This window comes from Rhizobium sp. SG570, assembly GCF_012275345.1.
Taxonomy (GTDB): domain Bacteria; phylum Pseudomonadota; class Alphaproteobacteria; order Rhizobiales; family Rhizobiaceae; genus Rhizobium; species Rhizobium lusitanum.
Genome location: NZ_JAAZQI010000016.1, coordinates 63769 through 83358, shown reverse-complemented (window position 1 = coordinate 83358; position 19590 = coordinate 63769). Strand labels below are relative to the sequence as shown.

The 19590-nt window shown below is 54.8% G+C and carries 15 protein-coding genes; 11 read left to right on the top strand and 4 right to left on the bottom strand.

The annotated features are described in order from the left end of the window. The first annotated feature begins 218 nt into the window (after positions 1-218). From FHT28_RS27005 to FHT28_RS26985, 5 genes are all read left to right on the top strand, one after another. Complete coding sequence (locus FHT28_RS27005; RefSeq protein ID WP_246704962.1) at positions 219-2636, top strand: AAA family ATPase; 2418 nt, start codon at positions 219-221, stop codon at positions 2634-2636. A gap of 626 nt (positions 2637-3262) precedes the next feature. Next, positions 3263-4339: a hypothetical protein gene (locus tag FHT28_RS27000; RefSeq protein ID WP_168597897.1), complete on the top strand. Its 1077-nt coding sequence runs from the start codon at positions 3263-3265 to the stop codon at positions 4337-4339. A 204-nt stretch (positions 4340-4543) separates the two neighbouring features. Next, entirely contained in the window at positions 4544-6490 is a 1947-nt protein-coding gene (locus FHT28_RS26995) for a DUF2384 domain-containing protein (RefSeq protein WP_168597896.1), read from the top strand. 316 nt (positions 6491-6806) lie between these two features. Continuing rightward, complete coding sequence (locus FHT28_RS26990) at positions 6807-7868, top strand: hypothetical protein (RefSeq protein ID WP_168597895.1); 1062 nt, start codon at positions 6807-6809, stop codon at positions 7866-7868. Beyond that, positions 7868-8479: a hypothetical protein gene (locus FHT28_RS26985; RefSeq protein ID WP_168597894.1), complete on the top strand. Its 612-nt coding sequence runs from the start codon at positions 7868-7870 to the stop codon at positions 8477-8479. Before FHT28_RS26990 ends, FHT28_RS26985 begins: the two co-directional genes overlap by 1 nt. A 42-nt stretch (positions 8480-8521) precedes the next feature. Here FHT28_RS26985 and FHT28_RS26980 read toward each other — a convergent pair whose 3' ends face one another. Continuing rightward, positions 8522-9103, bottom strand: coding sequence for a hypothetical protein (locus FHT28_RS26980; RefSeq protein WP_168597893.1), 582 nt, complete (start codon positions 9101-9103; stop codon positions 8522-8524). A gap of 162 nt (positions 9104-9265) precedes the next feature. On the opposite strand from FHT28_RS26980, the gene FHT28_RS26975 reads away from it, so the two are divergent. After that, a complete protein-coding gene (locus FHT28_RS26975; protein ID WP_168597892.1) occupies positions 9266-9661 on the top strand; it encodes a hypothetical protein in 396 nt (131 codons plus the stop codon). A gap of 512 nt (positions 9662-10173) precedes the next feature. Continuing rightward, positions 10174-11274 (top strand): flagellin, encoded by a 1101-nt coding sequence (locus tag FHT28_RS26970; RefSeq protein ID WP_168597891.1) that lies wholly within the window; start codon positions 10174-10176, stop codon positions 11272-11274. On the opposite strand, the gene FHT28_RS26965 is transcribed toward FHT28_RS26970, so the two are convergent. Beyond that, positions 11275-11829: a recombinase family protein gene (locus FHT28_RS26965; protein WP_168597890.1), complete on the bottom strand. Its 555-nt coding sequence runs from the start codon at positions 11827-11829 to the stop codon at positions 11275-11277. 185 nt (positions 11830-12014) lie between these two features. Here FHT28_RS26965 and FHT28_RS26960 point away from each other — a divergent pair, with 185 nt between their 5' ends. Further along, positions 12015-12644 (top strand): winged helix-turn-helix transcriptional regulator, encoded by a 630-nt coding sequence (locus FHT28_RS26960; RefSeq protein ID WP_348645029.1) that lies wholly within the window; start codon positions 12015-12017, stop codon positions 12642-12644. A 23-nt stretch (positions 12645-12667) separates the two neighbouring features. On the opposite strand, the gene FHT28_RS26955 is transcribed toward FHT28_RS26960, so the two are convergent. Then, the gene (locus tag FHT28_RS26955; RefSeq protein ID WP_168597888.1) at positions 12668-13171 is read right to left on the bottom strand and encodes a hypothetical protein; all 504 of its coding nucleotides are present in this window, start codon (positions 13169-13171) and stop codon (positions 12668-12670) included. A 208-nt stretch (positions 13172-13379) separates the two neighbouring features. On the opposite strand from FHT28_RS26955, the gene FHT28_RS26950 reads away from it, so the two are divergent. Continuing rightward, entirely contained in the window at positions 13380-14129 is a 750-nt protein-coding gene (locus FHT28_RS26950; protein WP_168597887.1) for a hypothetical protein, read from the top strand. Positions 14130-14286: 157 nt separating this feature from the next. Here the strand turns inward: FHT28_RS26950 and FHT28_RS26945 are convergent, their stop codons facing one another. After that, the gene (locus FHT28_RS26945; RefSeq protein ID WP_168597886.1) at positions 14287-16173 is read right to left on the bottom strand and encodes a hypothetical protein; all 1887 of its coding nucleotides are present in this window, start codon (positions 16171-16173) and stop codon (positions 14287-14289) included. 142 nt (positions 16174-16315) lie between these two features. Here FHT28_RS26945 and FHT28_RS26940 point away from each other — a divergent pair, with 142 nt between their 5' ends. After that, on the top strand, positions 16316-17470 hold the full coding sequence (locus tag FHT28_RS26940; protein WP_168597885.1) for an ATP-binding protein: 1155 nt from the start codon (positions 16316-16318) through the stop codon (positions 17468-17470). A gap of 568 nt (positions 17471-18038) precedes the next feature. Beyond that, positions 18039-19001 (top strand): hypothetical protein, encoded by a 963-nt coding sequence (locus FHT28_RS26935; protein ID WP_168597884.1) that lies wholly within the window; start codon positions 18039-18041, stop codon positions 18999-19001. Positions 19002-19590: the final 589 nt, after the last annotated feature.

Sequence of the window (19590 nt, the reverse complement as noted above, 5' to 3'; positions counted from 1 at the left end):
TAAATGTGGCCCGCCACGAACCTCTGAACTGGCTATCACCGAAAATCAACAAGTTAGCTCGATCTGCGCCATATCCATTTGGACGCGACGCCACATACCTCTGACCAATTCAGTCATTTGCGCCGCGTTCCTCTGAACCGCTCAGTAAGACATTGATTCAGAGACACAATTTCTCCACGGAGTAACCGAAGGAGCTGGAGCGGAACTGGACCATTCCGATGATCTCGAACGGGAGATTTTGTCCAGACAAGCTTCTTCCTAGTACACCCATAGCAAAGCAGACCGCCAGCGACGGCAAATCAAGACTTCGGCGAACAATCCTGGTCGGTCGTCCGACACGATGTCCGCGACTTGCGCTGTATGCTTGCGTGATCATTCCCACGCTCGCGGCTGGGCGTCGCCGCGCACTTGCATTGGTTGCAATCGCGTGTACGGTCAACACGCGGCGAAGTGGGAATCGTTGGATGCTTGAGACAATCAACCTACATGGCGTGGCGAGTTATACCGGCGCGCCGCAGTCGCTCGCGGGCCTTCGAGCGATCAATTTCATTTATGGTGCGAACGGGTCTGGCAAAACAACGATATCGCGCGTCATCGCCGCCCCTGATGACCACGCAACCTGCGGACTCGCCTGGGCACGAAACTCGGCATTGGAGACCCTGGTCTACAATCGCGACTTCGTGGCCGACAATTTCAGTTCAAGAATGCGAGGTATCTTCACGCTTGGTCAGCACGACGCCGCCGTCGTCGCAGCCATTGAAGCGGCTCGGCTTGAAATCGAGGACCTTCAGAGGTCCATCGAAGGTCGGGAAACGACACGGAAACTGAAACAATCCGAACTCGATGCCTTGGACGAGGTCTTCCGCGAAGAATGCTGGAAGTCCAAGCTCAAGTTCGAGGGCAGGTTCAAAGAGGCTTTCCAGGGTGTTCTAAATGCCAAAGCCAACTTCGCCGACCGGATGTTCCGGGAGGCAAATGAAAATACCCGCGACCTGCAGGAACTCGAAAATCTCGAGCGCAGAGCGGCGACTCTATTCGGAGAAACCAAGCAGAGGGAAAACCTCATTCCCGAGTTCAAGGCGACCCATTTCGCCGCAATGGAGACTTCATCGATCCTCGGCAGGAGTGTTGTCGGCAAGGAAGACGTGAACATCGCGGGGCTTATCAGAAGGCTCGGGAACAGCGACTGGGTCAAACAGGGTCTCAAATATTTCCACGACGACCAATGCCCCTTTTGTCAGCAAGCGACGGATGAGCACTTCAAGAGGGAAATCGCCGAATATTTCGACGAGCAGTTCAACAAGGACATCGAAGATATTGAACGTCTTGCCGACACGTATGTCGCCAGGTCCCGCGAGCTGGTCGCGCAGCTCGACGCCATTCTCTCTGCCCCTTCCCAATATCTGGACGCCACAGCGCTCGGTCAGTTGCGGTCAAGACTTCAGAGTGTCTTGAGTCTCAATCGTCAGTATCTCGAGCGGAAAAAGAAGGAACCCAGCGAGAAAATCTCCCTCGAAAGCTTTGTCGATATCTACCACGAGATATCGACGGTGATCTCGGAGGCAAACGAGAAAATCGCTGCCCACAATGACCTTGTCGATAACATTGTGGCGGAGCGCGCCGCTCTCGTGAGCGATATTTGGCGCTATGTCGTCGAAGAAAGCTCGCTGGCAATCGGCACATACCGCAATGGAAGCTCAGATTTGAGGGCAGCTATCGAAGGTCTTCGCAACGGTATCAACACGAAGATGGCAGCCAAAACCGCGAAGCAGACGGAGCTGACTGAACTGGAGAGAACGATCACCAGCGTCCAGCCCACAGTGAACGCGATCAACCAGTTGCTGATGTCCTTCGGCTTTAGGAATTTCCGTCTGGCTACGGCAGGATCGGATCAGCTGCATTACCGAGTAATCCGGTCCGATGGCACCGAGGCCGGCGACACGCTGAGCGAAGGCGAGAAGACGTTCATCACGTTCCTATATTTCTACCATCTCATCAGCGGCAGCATCTCCGAAACAGGCACGACGTCTCCGCGAGTGGTCGTCTTCGACGACCCGGTCTCGAGCCTTGACAGTGACATCCTGTTTATCGTGAGCAGTCTGATAAAAAAGGTCTTCGACAGGGCCAGGGAGCCGACCAGCTCGATCAAGCAGGTCTTTGTCCTCACCCACAACATCTACTTCCACAAGGAAGTGGCCTTCGACCCTTCCCGTGCGACCGATCGAAGGAACTTCGAAACCTTCTGGATCGTCAAGAAAATGGGCGACCATTCGATTGTCGTCGGGCACCCAAACAATCCGATAAAATCGTCGTACGAGATGCTGTGGCATGACGTCCGCGATGAGACACGGTCCAGCTTGACCATTCAGAACACCCTTCGGCGGATCATCGAGAACTACTTCATGATCATGGGCAACGTGAATAAAGATACCATCGTCGCGATGTTCGAAGGCGAGGACCAGCTGATCTGCAATTCGCTATTCTCCTGGATCAATGACGGATCGCATAGCATTCACGAGGACCTGTATCTGGTGTGCGATGACCAGACCGTTCAGCGGTATCTACGCGTATTCAAGGAAATTTTCGAGAAAAGCGGCCACCCCGGACACTACGAAATGATGATCAGGCCGAGATGACCCGCAGGCTTCCGAGGCACCCGGGTCTTTCTCCAAGATGACCGGTGGGTAGACTTTCTCTGGGTCACCCGCGCTCTATTCCGCGCATTGAGACTACGTCGTTGTCATCGGTAACGGACTGCCTGATCGCGTCCGCCGTCGCAAGCAACCGCCATCCCTTTACCAATCCCCAGGACCGCCGGAATGGAGATCGCGTCGGCCGCGCGGAGGAGATTATGCCCTTCTTCAACTGAAAGGAACGAGACCCGCGATACTAATTTAGATTCCCCACGCCCTGGGGCCTAGCGGCCCCTCTCCCCGCCTCCCAGACCAGGTCAGGTGGACGGGTTTCCTTGCCAATAGCCGGATAGGTTTCTCGACATCAGCCTTGAGAGCGCCTTGTAGAGCATGCCCCAGAGCTGAAAGCCATGCTAGCCGCGGCGGCAGCGCGATCACGGTTCAAATTAAGCTGCGAGAACATCTATCGGTTGAATTGGAAGAAACTGCCGATTATATGGCATAAAAAGCGAAACCCTGGGAGGAGCGGTATCTCACGCTTGTCCCAGGGCTCTATCTCTTTCACGGCCGTCCGGAAGCTTTCGTCTCCGACCCGGTTATCGTGATTACATTGGGAATGTATAAACACAGTGGCCGAAAGTCAAGACATCTACGTGTATTCCGCCGAGGGATTGGCCTCTCTGAAGGACAGCTTCTCAGAGCGCCGCTTAAAAACCTATCTACATCACGTCGGTCACGTGCAGGAGGATGCGATCTTTCTCCAGCTGTGGAATTCCCGACTATCCAAAGCGCTGAGGTTCCCGCTTGAGACGACAGAAATCGTCATTCGCAACAAGGTACACAACGCACTCACGGATCGATGGGGAGTCGGTTGGTCAACAAAATCGGGTTTTCTCGCCCACGCTGCGCCCAAGACAAAACAGAAAATCAACGAGGCGAATTCGAAAATCCTGCCGAACAACTCGCCTGATCGATTGGTAGCGGCGCTGTCGTTTGGGTTTTGGCCGGCGATGTTCAACGGAGGTTTTGTGGCAGAGGTGTGGCAGACCAGACTGGATCAGTCGTTTCCGAATCTTCCTCAGACTTTGGACTTTGATGGAAAAATCGCTTTGATCAGACATCTGCTCGCGACAGCACATTTTCTTCGAAACAGAGTCAGCCATTTAGAACCTATTTTCAAACGGAATCTATCGCAAGAACATGCCGACCTCGTGAAGCTAGTATCCTTCGCCTGCAAGTCCACCGCACACTGGATGAAACACCACAGCACGCTTGCCTCCGTGCTGCGTGATGGCCCAAGCTCGGTGGTCCGGGAAACAATTCCTTTCAGGACGGCGACAAAAGACTTCACCGAATGCCCGCACGACATGGCGCTGAGTGACGCGCTCAAGCTCCTGAATAGCACGGGTGCGGAATTTCTCGTGGCGCAGATCGGTGGAAATATTCGAATTCTAAGCGGCAACGAAATTGGTCGATGGCTTGCTACGAAAGCGGCCGATGGAATTGTTGATCTAACCGAAGTCTCATTGGATCAGGTACTTGCCGCGACGGCCGCACCCCCGATCGTATCTCGAAAAGAATCGATTAGCGTCTACCTCTCCGAATTGTCGAAGACCAAAAACAGGTATGTGGTTATCAACGAAGATGGAAAGCCTGGACAAAAGCCTTTGGCAATTTTGGATTCACTCGCGCTAATGACCCGCTAGCAATCGGTGGACGATGGTTTGCCACAGAATGACTCAAATACCTTCGGTATAGGCTCCCGCATACACTCCCACCCGAGATGAGGTAGTCCCGCCCGAAACGACAATAGGCAACTGCGCGTAACCGCGTCACCGTCACCACATGTAAGCTTCCGAAACCAGGGAAACCGGGCTAGCCTCTCGCACTCACAGCGAATCAAGACCCAGATGGCAACGAAGATCACCATCGCCCACCTGTTTCCCGACGACGAGGGCATGATCCTCGTCGCCAAGGATGTGAACGACGGATCATCACGCCATATCACCGAGGTCGCCAATGGTGGGAGTTGCGGATGCGTCTGCTTCGGGTGCGGCAGGCGGTTGATCGCCAGGAACGGCGGCGACCCTAACGTCCGAGCGTACTCCTTCGCCCACCGCCCGGAGGACAACGCCGTCGACTGCGTGTCGTCGGGGGAAACAGCCCTCCATATCCGCGCGAAGGAAATCATAGCCAAGCATTGCCGGGTGACCCTACCGCCAGCTTTCACGCCGGGCCTCGACGGAAAGCTAGTCGAGGTGTTTCCCGAGCGGTCCATCCACCTGACGGACGTCCACTTGGAAACGGCGGCGGGAGAAGTCATTCCGGACGTCATCGCCACCATGCCTGACGGCCGGCGACTGTTCATCGAGATCGCGAACACCCATCCCTGCCCTCCCGAGAAAATCGAGAAGCTGGATGCTATGGGCGTGGAAGTTCTGGAGATCACCGTCTCAAGATATCAAAGCCACCCGCTTGACGAACTCGACGATATCATCCTGGACATCGCCCCGCGCAAGCTGATCCACAGCGCCGAGGTGAAGGCCATGGCGGCGAATATTGCAGAGGAGAGGCATCAGCAAGAGGGTGCGAAGATTGCGGAAGCGAAGCGGTTGGTCGCCATCTACCGCGATCCCGAAATCTGGAACCACACGAAGGCGCAGAAGCTTGTCGACGACCTGGTCCAACTTGGTCTCTCGGAGTTCCTTGACATGGATGACAACCGGCCGTCGGCGTTTATCGTCTATCGCCGCCAATGGCAGGCCGCCATCTTCGACCGACTGTTGAAGGCGAAATCGGCGCTCGGCGCGATGGCTTTCATCGAAAGCTTTTCGAAGGGGGACTGGCCGAAGTCAGTCCTCGCTTATACGAAGTCCGAGCACTCCCGGTGGATCGCCGCAAACGTCGACGAAGATTTCAAGTCACCTTACGAAGAAGTCTATGCGTACCTGACACGTCTACGCCAAGCGGGGGTGGTGTACGAGGTCCCTGGCAAACGCTTTGTCATGGGACATGATATCCAAGTTCGGATCGACACGGCGATCCAGAAGCGGATGTTGCCCGAGCGCCAGAGCAAGCAGCTGCGGATCGCCTTCCAGGGTGTTGGTTCGCTCATGCTTCCCGAGGACGGCGGCCTTCCTGATTACGATGTCTGGCTGAAAAGCCGGGCGGAACACTTCGATCTGTCGGTGGCCGAACTCCTAGCTGACGAGGACGGAGACTACGAAGAGTTGTTGGATCAGGTCTTAGCAGTCAGAACGATGATAGAGGAAATGCAGCGCCTCAAAGGCGTCGATCCGCCCGACGAGATGGCCGGCTTGCCGATGGATCGCCTGATCAACCGCCTTGGGCTGGCCCGTCTCGAAGCCGAGGAGCGCGCAGAAGCCGAACTGGTCGCCCGTCGTCGGCGCGAAACGATCGAGACTGCCGCCCGCCTGAAGCAGGAGGCAGCAGATCGGGTCCACAAGGCCGAGGAGGCGGCATTATTCGACGTAGATGACGTCGCGGCCTTCATGGAGACACCCCTCCCCGAGCATGAAGGCAAGACACCCGGAGAGTTGGCGGCCGAAAGCACGGACGGCCTGAAGAAGGTCCAGGGCATCCTATGGAGAATACGGGACGACAAGATGGCAGCAGAACGGACCGAACGCGTCCGCAAGGCCATGGTCGACAAGCTCTATGACCGGGTCTACAGCCGCGTCTTGCGCCGGGAAATCGCCGATCTCTGGCTGACAGCGCAGTGGAAGGAACTCGGCGGCGTCAAGCCCGTCGAGTACTGCAAAGACGAGAAGACTCTGGCCCGGTGTCTTGAGGTCCTGGAGGAGTTCGCGGCCAATGAGCAGAAGCGGCGGCGGTGACCGGATCATATGTATCGCGTATAAGCGAACCGCAATAAAATCGACGACCGCTTTCGCCCACGTATGTGGCGAGCTTTACTCCTTCTACTCGCCAACAACATGATTTTTCGCCATGCGGTTTGCGCTGATGGCCTTTGATTTCGTTGGGGAAATCTCAAAACCATTTCTTCCGACTTGGATTATTTCGGTTGCGTTTGAGCGACCGATGCGGCTCGCGAGTAGTTTCCAAGTAGTCTGCGAGCAACTCGGCACCACCCATTGCAAGACTCCGCGCGCGAACCTACATTTTTACTCAATTTTTACTGGAGGCTGCTGAATGGGTGACTTCGACAAATGGAATGGCGGCATTTTCGGCCTTGGGCTCGGCATTCCGCAGCCTGCCGAAAGCGCGAATGACCTTATCGGGCTTGGCTCCATCCTCGACTCCCTGAACGAATCGGTTCGCCGACGGAATTCGTGGAACGACCGCTTCACCCACTGGGAAAAGGCCGAAAGCACAACGGAAACAATCGCCATCGAGCGTGGCCGTTCCGTCGTTCAGGGCATTCTCGAGAACAATCGGAGTCTTGCGTCAGAGGGTGTCAGGTTCGTTCCGCAGGGCAGCTTCACCAACCGCACGAATGTCCGCAACGAAGCCGACATTGACCTGCGCGTCCAGCACCCTTTGCTTCGGATCGAACATGAAGCGGGCGTCGATCCGGCGTCGGCGAGCAACGCATACGGATACTACGACGCCGGGCGCACTTACGCTCAGATCGCCGGCGACATGCGCTCGACGATCGCGACCGAATTGAAGGCGTCGCTCGGCAAGACCAACGTTGACGATTCGGGCAAGAAGGCGATCCGGGTCAAAGGCGTGACAGGCAGCCGCGGCGAAGTCGATGTCGTGCCCTGTTTCACCCTGCACCATATCTATATCCCTCAGGGGAGCTTCCAGTACGAGCGCATCGAAGGCGTCGCCATTCTCGGATCGGACGGAAGCTGGACGCTGAACTATCCAGACCAGCATATCACCAACGGTCGTTTGAAGCGGACGACGACCAACCATCAGTTCAAGCGGATCGTCCGCATCGTCAAGCGCATGCAGTCGGACATGATCGACCACGGCGTCATCACCGAGCGCGTTCCCTCGTTCCTGGTGGAATGCCTTGTCTATCTCGTTGAGGATCATCACTTCGTTATGAACGAGGATCGCTACGACCGCGTGAAGCGTATCCTGAAACGCAGCCTTGAAATCATCTCGCAGCCAGGGCTGAACCTTAACTACTACCCGGAGATCAATGGCATCAAGCCACTCTTCGGTACCAGGCAAGCTTGGACGGTCGAGAAGGCACGCTGGTTCCTTGCCAGTGCAATCCGCCATCTCGGAGACTGCTGATGTGGTCGCTTCTCCAGCGAAAGACGCAGGTGACGATCATTGTCTTTGCGTCGGTTGTTTCCACTCTAGGTTTGCAGGCGCTCTGGCTCTGGTTGATGGGCGAGCAAACCAACTGGTGGAAGTGGCTTTCGCTCGCGGTGTTCATCGTCGGCGTGCTTCTGGTCGCTGCGGCCGATCTTCTGTGGTTTCCCGTTGCGCGCAGGTTTCCGATCCTCCAGAGAAAGCTGTTTCCCGACCTGAACGGCGAGTGGAAAGGCCATCTCTATTCGACGTGGATAAACCCTGAAACCGGACAGACGCCGCCGTCGATCGCGACGACCGTAACGATCCGACAGTCGTTCTTCTCGACCAGCATCGCTCTCCAAACTGGCGAGTCGCGTTCGCAATCGACGCGGGCCTTCCTCGAACCAGACTATGTGAACCGTCGATACCGCATCTGGTATAGCTATAATAACGAGCCGCAGGCCGCTTATAGACACCGAAGCTCACCTCACGAAGGGGTAGCCTATTTGGACCTCGATTGGGACAAGAACCGCAATGAACTCCTCGGAACCTACTACACCGCGAGGAAATCCACTGGCGACATGAAGTTGAAGCGGAAGCCAGCTTGATAAAGATTGTTCCCCGCGGGACGGTCAGCAGTTTCTCAAAGCTTAATGCCGTGGCCGATTAAGCCTGAACTCCGATGCCGGAACCTCGATACGCCACACACTATCGGGGACGACCAAGAACTCATCTTCATTGTGATCGAGCCGACAGTAGACATCGCCAAGACAAACCGTCGCGGCGTAAACCGTGACTTCGCCTGCCTGTCCGTGCTCCAAATGCCATTCCCTATGCCATGTGGCGTAGTAGATTGCCTTGTCGAGTGAGGTTGTCCACGACATACCCCGGGTATGCGCTGGGCCGGCGCATCCGCGAAACAGCGAAATCCTTTCGGTCGAGATACCATTTCGGACTGGCACAGAAAGCTCCTGCAGCCTGGTGCGGTCACACGTGTCGAAGATTGACTTGAGCTTTTCAAAACCGATATGCTCGAAATGGGAAGTGTGGAGGTAGGTAGTCAGCCAGGAAACTTCGAGCCGCCCTATCTCCGCCAGCGTCAGGTAATTCCGTAAGATGAAATCGGTGGATCGCTCCCCAAAACGCCAGTGCAAATCGTCACCGACTTTGATGGCTTGCCGAAAGACCCTGGCCTCATCAGCCGATAGTCCGGTGAAATCCCAGTCCGACATGCTCGAAAACCTATAAATCTTCTCGAAGGCTCGATGGCCTGGCACTGTAGTCGGCACATCTTCGCCGGATGGTAGTAAGAGTCAATGCACTGCGTGGAGTAGCAATCAAATGGAAAGGTTCGAGAGTTATGTCTGCCGCAAACTCATGGAGCCAGTTTTTAAGTGTATATCGTATTCTTTGACTATGACGGTAAACGGTATTTTTTCGGCATCACACTTGGCGGTGCGATGACATCGTGTTCGCTCTCCTATGTCGCTGTTTCAGTAGAATTGTCCACCCTCCAAAAAGAAGAACTGGAAAAGGAGCCTGAACTTGGGACGCCGGGTGCTCTTTTTCATACCAAAGGCTTTATTCGAGAAGAGCTCACAGTCATCGATGCTAAATCAGGCGTAACCAAAACGGTTCCGCATGCAGAAGGCTTCATATCTCTGTTAGTGGACGTCGAACCGCCTGCCTATTACGCCGCCCCGACCGGTGACCCGACGTTCATTTCCGCAGTCGACGGCCCTCATGGCGCTCTAGCCCTGGCACAAAATCACCAAGCTTGGAAGCGGTGAGTTCACTTGCTTTGAAACGCTCGGCGGCTTCGACCATCTCGGAATCGATATACTTCGATTTGACGCAGTAGGCGACAAACGGGTGATCGATATCGAGAAGCGACCCTCGACCGTATTTCGCTTCGACGAGTTCGGATGCGTTCAGTATGTCGAGCAGTTCCAGCCATTGGCCAGACCTATGAGGACCCTCCGGGGCGAGTTCCTCGAACAAGATACGAGCGGCGGAAACATTTCCCAATTTTAGCGCTAGCAACACTGCCTCATGGTTGCCTGTCTCATTTACCATTGATCACCGCTTTGGCTGAAGTTCCTTTATTGAGCTTGGCGTCCAAGCACGCCGGCCACAAGTCCATGCCTCCGTCAGAACCGGCACCAGCCACGGCTACAATATTTTGGCGACAGGGTAGTTTCCCCCTACGATCTTCGCTCCGCTGTTAACTGTCCTCGTGAATTTTTCGAATTCAGAAATCTGAGATTGGCTCATGAGGAGCCCGGTTAACGCTACGGGTACCATGAGCAGCATTATAACCAACAATGTCGCGATGGCCGCGCTCGGCACGCTGCGTTCGATCAACGACCGCCTCACCGACACTTCGCAACAGATGTCTTCGGGGCTCAGGGTGAAGTCGGCCGCCGACAATGCGGCATATTGGTCCATCTCCACGTCGATGCGCTCGGACGTGAGAACCATGAACATGGTCAAGGAAAGCATGGGCCTGGCGCAGGGCGTGGTCGATACGGCCTACGCCGCGATGAAAACGGTGCTCGATAGTTTCGTGGAGATCAAAAACCTGGTCATCACGGCGAGCGGCATGCCACAACCCGGCATGAAGGACGTGGTTAAGTCGACATTCGATCTCGACCCGGAATATGCGAAATCCGACGTCTATAAGATCGACCAGCAGATACAGCAACTCCAAGATCAGGCGAAGTCGGCCATATTGTCCGCGTCGTTCTCAGGCGTGAACCTCCTCTATCACGGCAAGAACGAAGACGAGAAAGCCAGCCAACAGGTCTTCTCGTTCACTGTCGGCTATTCCAACGGAAATGTTCAGACGTTGAACATCAAGGCCATGGACACACTGCTTTTGAACGACGACTTCGGCAGCTATCCGACCAGTTACCCGGGGGAGTTCAATCCGGAGAAGACGTTGTTCGACGGAAGCGACATCATCGACGCACCCGGGTCGTTCACCCCGGCGTCGATTTACTGGTACAATATTCCTCTTCAAAATCCGACGACCGGCGAGCCAGAGGCCTATCCTGTCGATCAGACCCATATCCTCCAGTCCATCGAAAACAACGTCGTCCGCTTCGGCTCGGATCGCGAGGGGCTCTACAGCAACGTCGTCGCCGGCATCGACCAGAAAATCCAGCAGTTGACCTCCAAAATGTCGTACGTCGGGACGGTCCAGAAATCCCTCGAGATGTACGACGAGATCAACAACAATATGATCGACGCGACGACGAGGGGAATCGGCCGCCTCGTGGATGCGGACATGGAGGTCACCGCGAGCAAGATGCGGGCGTTGCAAACGCAGCAGCAACTCGCCGTCCAGAGCCTCGGGATTGCCAATGCAGCGCCTGGAAACATCATTCAGTTGTTCCAGTAATCAGCGCATACGATCGATATATCTGGCCAGTGTTCGCGGATGTACACCGTACCGCCTGGCAACTTCGAGGACGTCCTCTCCCCGAACGACAGCATTGCACGCCGACTGACGCTCGGTGTCGCTCAAGGATGGCCGCCGGCCGAGGCGCTGCCCTCGTGCACGGGCAGCTTCAAGTCCCGCGCAGGTTCGTTCTCTGATCAAACACCTTTCAAATTCCGCCATCGAGGCCAAAACGTGGAAGACGAGGCGACCGCCCGCAGAAGTAGTGTCTATGTTTTCCGTCAGGCTCTGGAAATCGATCTGTCGTTTGCCGAGCTTTTCGATGATCCCGATAAGGTCTTGAATCGAGCGCCCTAGACGGTCGAGTCTCCAGACGACCAAGGTGTCGCCGGATTTCAATGATCGCATCGCGGAGATCAGTCCAGGTCTTTTGATAGTCGATCCAGAAATGCCTTCATCCACGACGACCCGGTCGCATACCAGATGTAACGCTGCGAGCTGAAGATCAAGGCGCTGATCCTGCGTCGATACCCGGGCATAACCGACTTTCGTCATCGAATTCCATTCCCCGCGCGTTGACAGAAACGACCGTTTTCGACGGGCGGGGGCGCGGAACTGCATGATTACAATCCGGGTATAGTTGCAATGGTTTAGACAAGGGACAAAAACACAGGCGACCGATGACAAAAACGGTCGAATCTGACGACGTCTGTTGGCATTTTTGCGGAAGCGATCTGCCGGTGAGGCCCAGAGGTTTCGCCGCCTTGGCGCAGCAATTGATTGACGTCTGGATTTCACGAGATGAAGTCGATCATCCGTCCGGGCTTTCGCGTGTAGTCGGCGAGCAGCTCGCCGCCAATATGGTACTCGCCGTAATCACGGTGCCCGCGGGCGGTGCTATCGAGTTCGATGTCCATGTCGTCCGCGATTACAGCATTCCAACCACCTACGCGGACGTCCCTGACGTCCTGAAATCACGACTTCCGATGCTGCCAGGCGGACGTCTCCATCCTTCCATCCAGAAGGCGCTCGCCGTCCGTCGGCCTTCGCTCGTCTCTGAAACCGTCCGCCACGACAGCGTGCAAACCGACTTTGAGATGCTGTCGCTTCCTCGGAAAGCCGCAAAGCCGGGCGACGACTGGTGCTTTGTCTATGGTGTCGTGAACCATATCCTTCGGTCGTCGGCAATACCGAAGGACCTCGACGACGTCGATCTCGCCATTCTCCAATTGCTGCGAGAAGGCCTTCAGATGAGGGAGATCGGCCATCGGATCGAATTATCGCCACGCACCATCGAACACCGCATCGAACGCCTCAAGACGCTGGCAGGCGCGAGAACGCTCCACGGTCTCGTCGCCCGATCGCTTTAAATGAAGGTCTCGGCGGAGGAGATTCAACGCGACGGCGGCAGTCTCTTCCGTTGGCTAACGTCATGCACCTCAAGCGTCGCTCCCTGGTCCGACAAAATCTGCGCCAAGAGACGGGTAACCTCGTCGGGATCGGTGCCGGAGGAGAGCAGTTCGGTACGGAGTTCATTTGCCTTCCGCAGGTTATCGAGTTTGTCCGAGATGACACTCTGGCGCACCTTTGCCGCCTCCGCCGCCCGGCGCTCGACTTCAGTCTGGTAATACACCGTCCGATCGAGAACCTCGGTGGCCAAGCCTGCCGGAATGCTTTTGAAGAACGCCCAGATATCGAACGGATTGGAGAATGTAATCTGGTCTACTTCGACCGATACACCTATGTCGTCAGCCGCCCTCGGGAAGCCCTTCGAATGCCAAGATGCGCAGGCATAGTAGAAAAGCTCGATTGCCAGAATGTTTAATTCGATATCCTGAGGCAGCAGCGCCCTGGTTAGCGACTTCCCAGTATCCATACTGATATTGACGACGGCCATCGCAGTCCTCCCGATTTTCGAGTCTGGAAGTTGACCCTATTTAACGATTGATAACCTTGCTACCTGCTGTGGCGTCCTGAATTCGCGCAGAGGGTGAAATCCCCTTCGAAAATTGCCGAAAACACAATTTTCCTCACGGATGGTCTCCGCATCCGGTTGCATACCAGAGCGGCCGCATCTTGGACACTCAACGGAGACATCGGGGAAAATGAAGACCTCCCTACTAACCGCGCTAACCGCGCTTCTTCTTGGAGGAGCCGCCGGTTCGCAGGCAGCCGAATTTGACATCAACGGAATGGCTCTCGGTATGAGCGCCGACCAGGTCATCGCGAAATTCCAGGAAGTACGGCCAGACGCGCGATATGAGTTCGTGAAGTGGAAGCTGCCGGAAGGCACCGAATGGGTCGCAAATGGCAGGACCCTATACAACGACCTTGCCAACCCGAATGATATGGAACACGAGCGCATGCAGTTCGCCTTCACGGGCCTGGGGTCCGGCAATAAGCTCTTCGCGGCATCACGCGAACTGAAATTCCGGCCGGCGCAACGCCCGACGACCGAATCCGTCTATGCGGCGGCAGTCCAGAAATACGGAGAGCCTTCGGTCACGGGGAAGAGCGCCACCGACATCTGGGCCGCATGGAAATTCGGCGCAGATGACGTGCGCGCCGAAAAGCTCAAGTCACCGATGGCCTGTATTGGTACGAGCGATTTCCCCGTGGGTCTTGACGACTTTACCGCAAGAAAGGCGAAGCAGTCCGCGAGCATGTGCGGCATCTACATCGACTTCGTCGTTCGGGGCGACCCGACGGGCCTAGCGAGCGAATTCGACATGAAGATGATGGACCAGTTGCATCTCGTCCAGGATTTCGAGGCGGACAATTCTGACGCCCGGAAACGGATCGAGGCGGCAAGAACAAAAAACGCAAACGGGGCGGTACCCGCCCCGAAACTCTAACGCAAATCGCCTGAAACCCTGCGGCAATCGGGGTCACCTCTCGCCGCAGGGCTTGCTGCATTGCGGCAGTACTTTCCGATCGATTATGAGGGCGGTGCGTTCCCGGAGCCGGTTGTCTGAAGTCTGTAACATCAGGCAACCAGCTCCGTCGTTGACGCTATTTCGGAGGCGGTGAGAGGAATGCGACGCGAGACATCTTCGAGACAAATGTTAAATCTTGATTCAGGCCCACGGCTTCACGCAACGAGCTCTCGATTTCGTCGACGACCACATCCAACACTGGTGCCATTTTCGCGCATTTCAGCGCTAGCTGGAGCATTGCGAATGACGCCACTAACGGAAAGACGCTGGTGTTCGTGAAGTAGGTCGCGACGCCGACCGCGCTGTCCAGCGCGAGTATGGCGTCAACGATGTGAGAAGTCTTCTTTTGCCTTTCCAAGCCGTCGCACAATTTCGTCATCTCGGCTACCTGACCCTCAATGCTGAGACCGGCCAGCCTGGACAGCAGTGCGCGGCCTTTGCGTCTTGCGACAGATGACGAGGTCAGACTCGCAATATCCCCGATCGATGCGTTTTTGTAGAACTCGAAGAGGGGGATTGGGGCCAGCACGATCTGCCGATTTTCTTTCCGACGCTCATTCTCAGCCCACTTGGCGCTTATGCGAGAGTTGTAATGCCTGTAGAAATTCAGTCTATCCCCCATGAATTGCATGGCCGGAGCCCAGCTATTGATCAGCTTGCCGGATGGAGCAGCTGGGATGAGGGTCGCATCAAGCATGTGTGCGACATGAACTTCGCGTCCGAAGAGGCCCGCCTCGAGGGCGATGTCTTTTCCTGCCGTCTCTTGGACGATGTCGGCGAACATAGGGCCCTGTCCGATACCGGCATAGCCAAGGAGACCGCTGCTCAGAAGGGGGCGAAGAGACTCCCGTCGGGCCTTCGTGGGGTATAGGACCGCCTGGGCTATCTTGTCAGCAGGCATCTTGGCTTGCTCGGCAAGCCGCGAAATCAACTCCGGAAGTTGGCTGACTATATGTGGTTTACATAGAAGGTACTCGTCGGCGGTCTCGACTATATCCGCAACCATCATCGCAGCGGATTTCCTTCGGCCTATAACACCTTTGGGGTTTGCCGAATGAGCTTCTTGAAGAAATCCGAGATCGGAACGTTCTTCCGGCTGGCTGTGCAGTATGCGGACCCGGTCCAGTTCGACCAGTCTCAAGACTTCGCTTTGGGTGATAGACTGTCCTTCCCAGAAAGCCGTGCGGGATACGTCGGTGATTGGCGGCTCGATGTATATCGTGTCGTATGCCAGCAGCGCCTGCCTGATATCCATCGGGAGAGGCATGGCGGCGTTCACGTAGCAGGCGATCCCGGCATCGTCCCTGAAATCGAATGACAACGGTGGAATGCTTCCTTCGAAAAGTCCGCGGAGGTTTTCAAACCACCAGGTTTCCTCAGCTTCCACAAACTGGGGTAGCTTCGGCCTTTGTGAAAGACGCTTGAAGCTTGTTACCTCGATACCCAACGGATCGTATTGTGTATCCGCACCTCTCTCTGCCCCTGATGGAACGGGTGCGACGACAATGGCGAAATCTCGACCATTCAAGCAGTCTGTAAGGAATGCCATGACCTTGGGTAGCAGTTCCTCGGGGATCGGGTTCTCGAACGAGAAGGTCAAGACGTGCCCAGGGCCGTCAGCCGTCGTCAGGAGGTCAGGAAGACCAGGAAATTTGCCTGCGAGGACGGTTTGAAGTTCCGATCTGGTCAATGGCAGGGCGGCAATGAAGTCTCCAATTTCGCGGTCGGCGATGGGTGGCACAATCAACGACTGCTCGGGTCGCTTGTTGGTGAAACTCACCCTGGTTCCCAACGTTCGATAGTGATCCTCAAAAGGCTTCGCGAAATCCGCTTCGTTAAGCGTTTCCGACGCGGCGTAGATCAGATGATGAGATGGCGTAAGTTCGTAGATTTCCGTCCTCACCAAGGGGTAATCGGCTCGGACGCGAAGATCGATAGCCTGTACGGAAAGGCGTTGTGACAAAATCTACCCCCTAAAGTGCCGAGAATCGATCCGACATGGATTTTTACGTGAACTACTGTTTCAAAGTTTAGACGCTGGATAGTAGAAGTCGATATCAACATTCTGGAACAAGAAGGATTCGAAAGTCGGCATGCAATCGCCTTTGACCACGTTCCACGAACTGGAGGCCTTCATCGCCGACGAGCCGGCAGAGAGTGTTTTGTTGGAGTACAAAAGCTCGAAAATTCTGTCGAAGGGTGAGCATCAGGCCATATGCAAGGCGGTCAGTGCATTCGCCAACTCCGCTGGCGGCAGGTTTATCATCGGAGTGGATGCTTCGGGCGGCAGGTTACGGCTGGATGGCGGATGGACACAGGCATCGAAACTGGATTGGCTTTACCGTACCATCAATGACGGTACGTTCCCGTCGGTGGAAACAGCGAGCGTTATCGAGATCGTGGCAGAGACCGGACGGTATTACATCGTCAACGTCAAGGTCAGTCCGCGAGCGCCGCATCAGAGCCAGGACCACAAGTATTACAAGCGGCGCGGGTCGCATAGCGATCCAATGGAACACTACGAAATCGAAGACGTGAGAAACAGGCCGAAGGCCAAGCTTTTACCTCTCGAGGTCAGCCTTCATTTCGAGCGAACTCTGCTGTCGATCAAGTTCCGCAATTGCTCGCAGGCCGAGATTATCGACGATCTTAAGATAGACGTGGAGACAAATTTCCCGAACGACGAAGGGCTGCTGAGACGGCTCAAGAGCCGAGGGATAAAGCAGATGAGGCCCGGCACCGAACACGTCTTCCTGCTGGGGGCAATCTCGGGCTTCCTTAAGGCAAACGAGGAGGCCGCAATTCTCGTCTCGTCAGTTTACCGTCGCGGCGACGTCATCGAGCGGGAGGCGGCGGAGTTCCACCTCTCCGATTATCTCTACACGTCCATTGTAGAGCCGCCTATAGTTGATGCCATACGTAAAGTTGGCCAGAAAATCGACGATGTGACGAGCGCAATCGGTAAGCTTGTATGGAAGGCCGAGGCTTGGGAAGATATGCGGGATGCAACGGGTTTGAGGCTATCACAGCGAACGCTGAGGGGACTGCTCCGAGAAGACCAACGTTTTGATCCGGATGAATTCTCCTGGCAGGCTTATGCGATAATCCTGGGTATCGAGGACCGGGAGGCCATCGATCTGCATCATGTCTTTACGAGCTTCCCGGATGCCAAATCGATCGCCGAAGAGTATTGCAAGCGACCGGAGGAACTTCGATTGAAATTCGAGCGGTATTTCAAGGCTCCGGGTCCCGTAGACTAAACCCAATCAGAGACTGCTTGTCGACCTTCAGGCAATTCCCTGTGCTTCGCCTTAGTAAATCTCCGAAACCACGCTCAAATAACCTGCGGCCAGACGCCCAACTAAATCCTCGATGTTGGGTATATCATCGGGTGAGCTCTACGCTGTGCCCAGCACTCCATGTATCGCGCTAGGCCTTGCTGTGCGATACCAAGCCCTGGACGCGAGGGGGCTCAGTCCAGATGCCTCCGTTGCGACAATCAAGACTGTATATCATGTTGACACGTCACAACCTTTAAGACTTATTTCAGCAGTCTCGTGGAGGTAAGTCGTGGAAAACGTACTAGATTTCTTGAACCTATTGCTTAGTTGCATTTTCTTCATGATGCTCACTAAGAGTCGCATCACATCAATGGTGATCTTTACGATATATTTTCTCGCGATAAAAAGCGCTTGCCTATTTTTTGGTATTGATAAAAATATCGATCATATATCTTTCCCGTATTGCATATTTCTTCTGATAATATTCAATTTATCAATATACCTTAGGTCTTTTATACATAAAGAATTCATGGATTGGATTTCAAAGATGAAATTTGATCTTCTTGGTCTCAAATTCGATGATTTAAAAGTCTTGCTAATATTCAGGATGTGGTATTTTACGATCGTGGCCACGTCGAACATCGGCTTACTCCTGCGACAGCAGGTTCACGTGGTGAGCAACGATTTCTATACGTCATGGTCCGTCAATGTCCTGTTTTTTACCGCCATCGGGCTGGCTGCCGCCCTCATCGGAATTAGGGCTCCTCAAAACGAGCAATTTCAAAGCCGGCTTGCGTTCCTTTTTGCAGCCAACTTCGGCGGAGATACCGATTTCCGCGAAGCTGCTTTGAGGCATTCGGCGGCCTCCATAAAGAGGCTCGGCTTCGTCAACGCGAAGATCGAGCGAAAGGTTACGATTGAGGAGTATAATCCAGAATACAAGGCATACAGAGCCTTTGTTACCGTAAAGACCAGCGTGGTCAATCTGTTCGGTGACGTCGAGGCGTCTGATGTCATGAATTTCTCTGTCTCGCCGGACCCCTTCAAAGGTGGCGCGAACGTGCCAGATGTGGTCGGGCAAGTGGTCTCTCTCGTTATGGGTGGCAAAGAGCAGATCATAGGCGCGCCGATGGATATCAAGCGGGATGGTGGTGTAGTCTTTCCAAAGGATTTTTCTGTCGGCCAGGAAACCGAAGAGTTTACGTTCAAATATTGGTGCTGGTTCGAGGAAGGTGAGATCGCTTACTTCACGCCTAAGAGATACTGCCGACACATCGTGATCACTGCCGTCAATCGGATGCGGGACGGCGGTGGCAAGTTGGTCCCGGTGCACGGATTTCAGATGCCGGCTGGCGGTGTTGGAGAAAAACGCGAACTGGCCTATGGTGAAAGCTGGCAGGTGTTCGAGTTGTTCGATGCCGAACCGGACACAAAGCAATCCTTGTTTAAATTCCTTGCTCCCACAGTAAAATCGGAGCAACCCCTTGAAAGTCCCGGAAAATCTCCTTAATCTGCTCTCTCAGAGAGCCATGAAGGCTCCTGTAAAGGACGCTCCTGTATGTGGAGCTCCCAGATTTTGGGGAAATGGTAATGAAAAAGAGCAATGAAACCAGCATCTAAGTAGAAAAGCTCGCCTGATCAATCGATCGTGCGGGCTTTTTTATTGGTGCGCGTATCCTGCAACGACGGGTAAGAATCTCCCTGTACAAGACACTTATCGTGATTTTGTGAGTCTCGTCGGGCGAAAGTCTCCTTCCTTAAAGGGGCCGCAAGGCTTGGTATACGGTTCGAGATGTATACCAGACGGCCATATCGATGCGCTAATGGTGAAGTCGCTGTATTTCACCGATTGCAGGCTCAAAACCCGGGGCTTGTTCATCCGAGCAGCCGTCCGATTACCAAACGTTGAGAAATCAGCTATAGGTCATTCCCGTTATGGTTATGGGAAACTCAGATGCATATTTTTTAGTGTGATCAAGGAGCGAGCTTCCCACGAAAATTTCGATTTCACCCTCGATCAGTCCGAAGCAATCCGCCGGATATTCGAATCTTTACCTGTCGCTAACACTGCCGGTTCATTTGGATGTGAAGACAGCCTG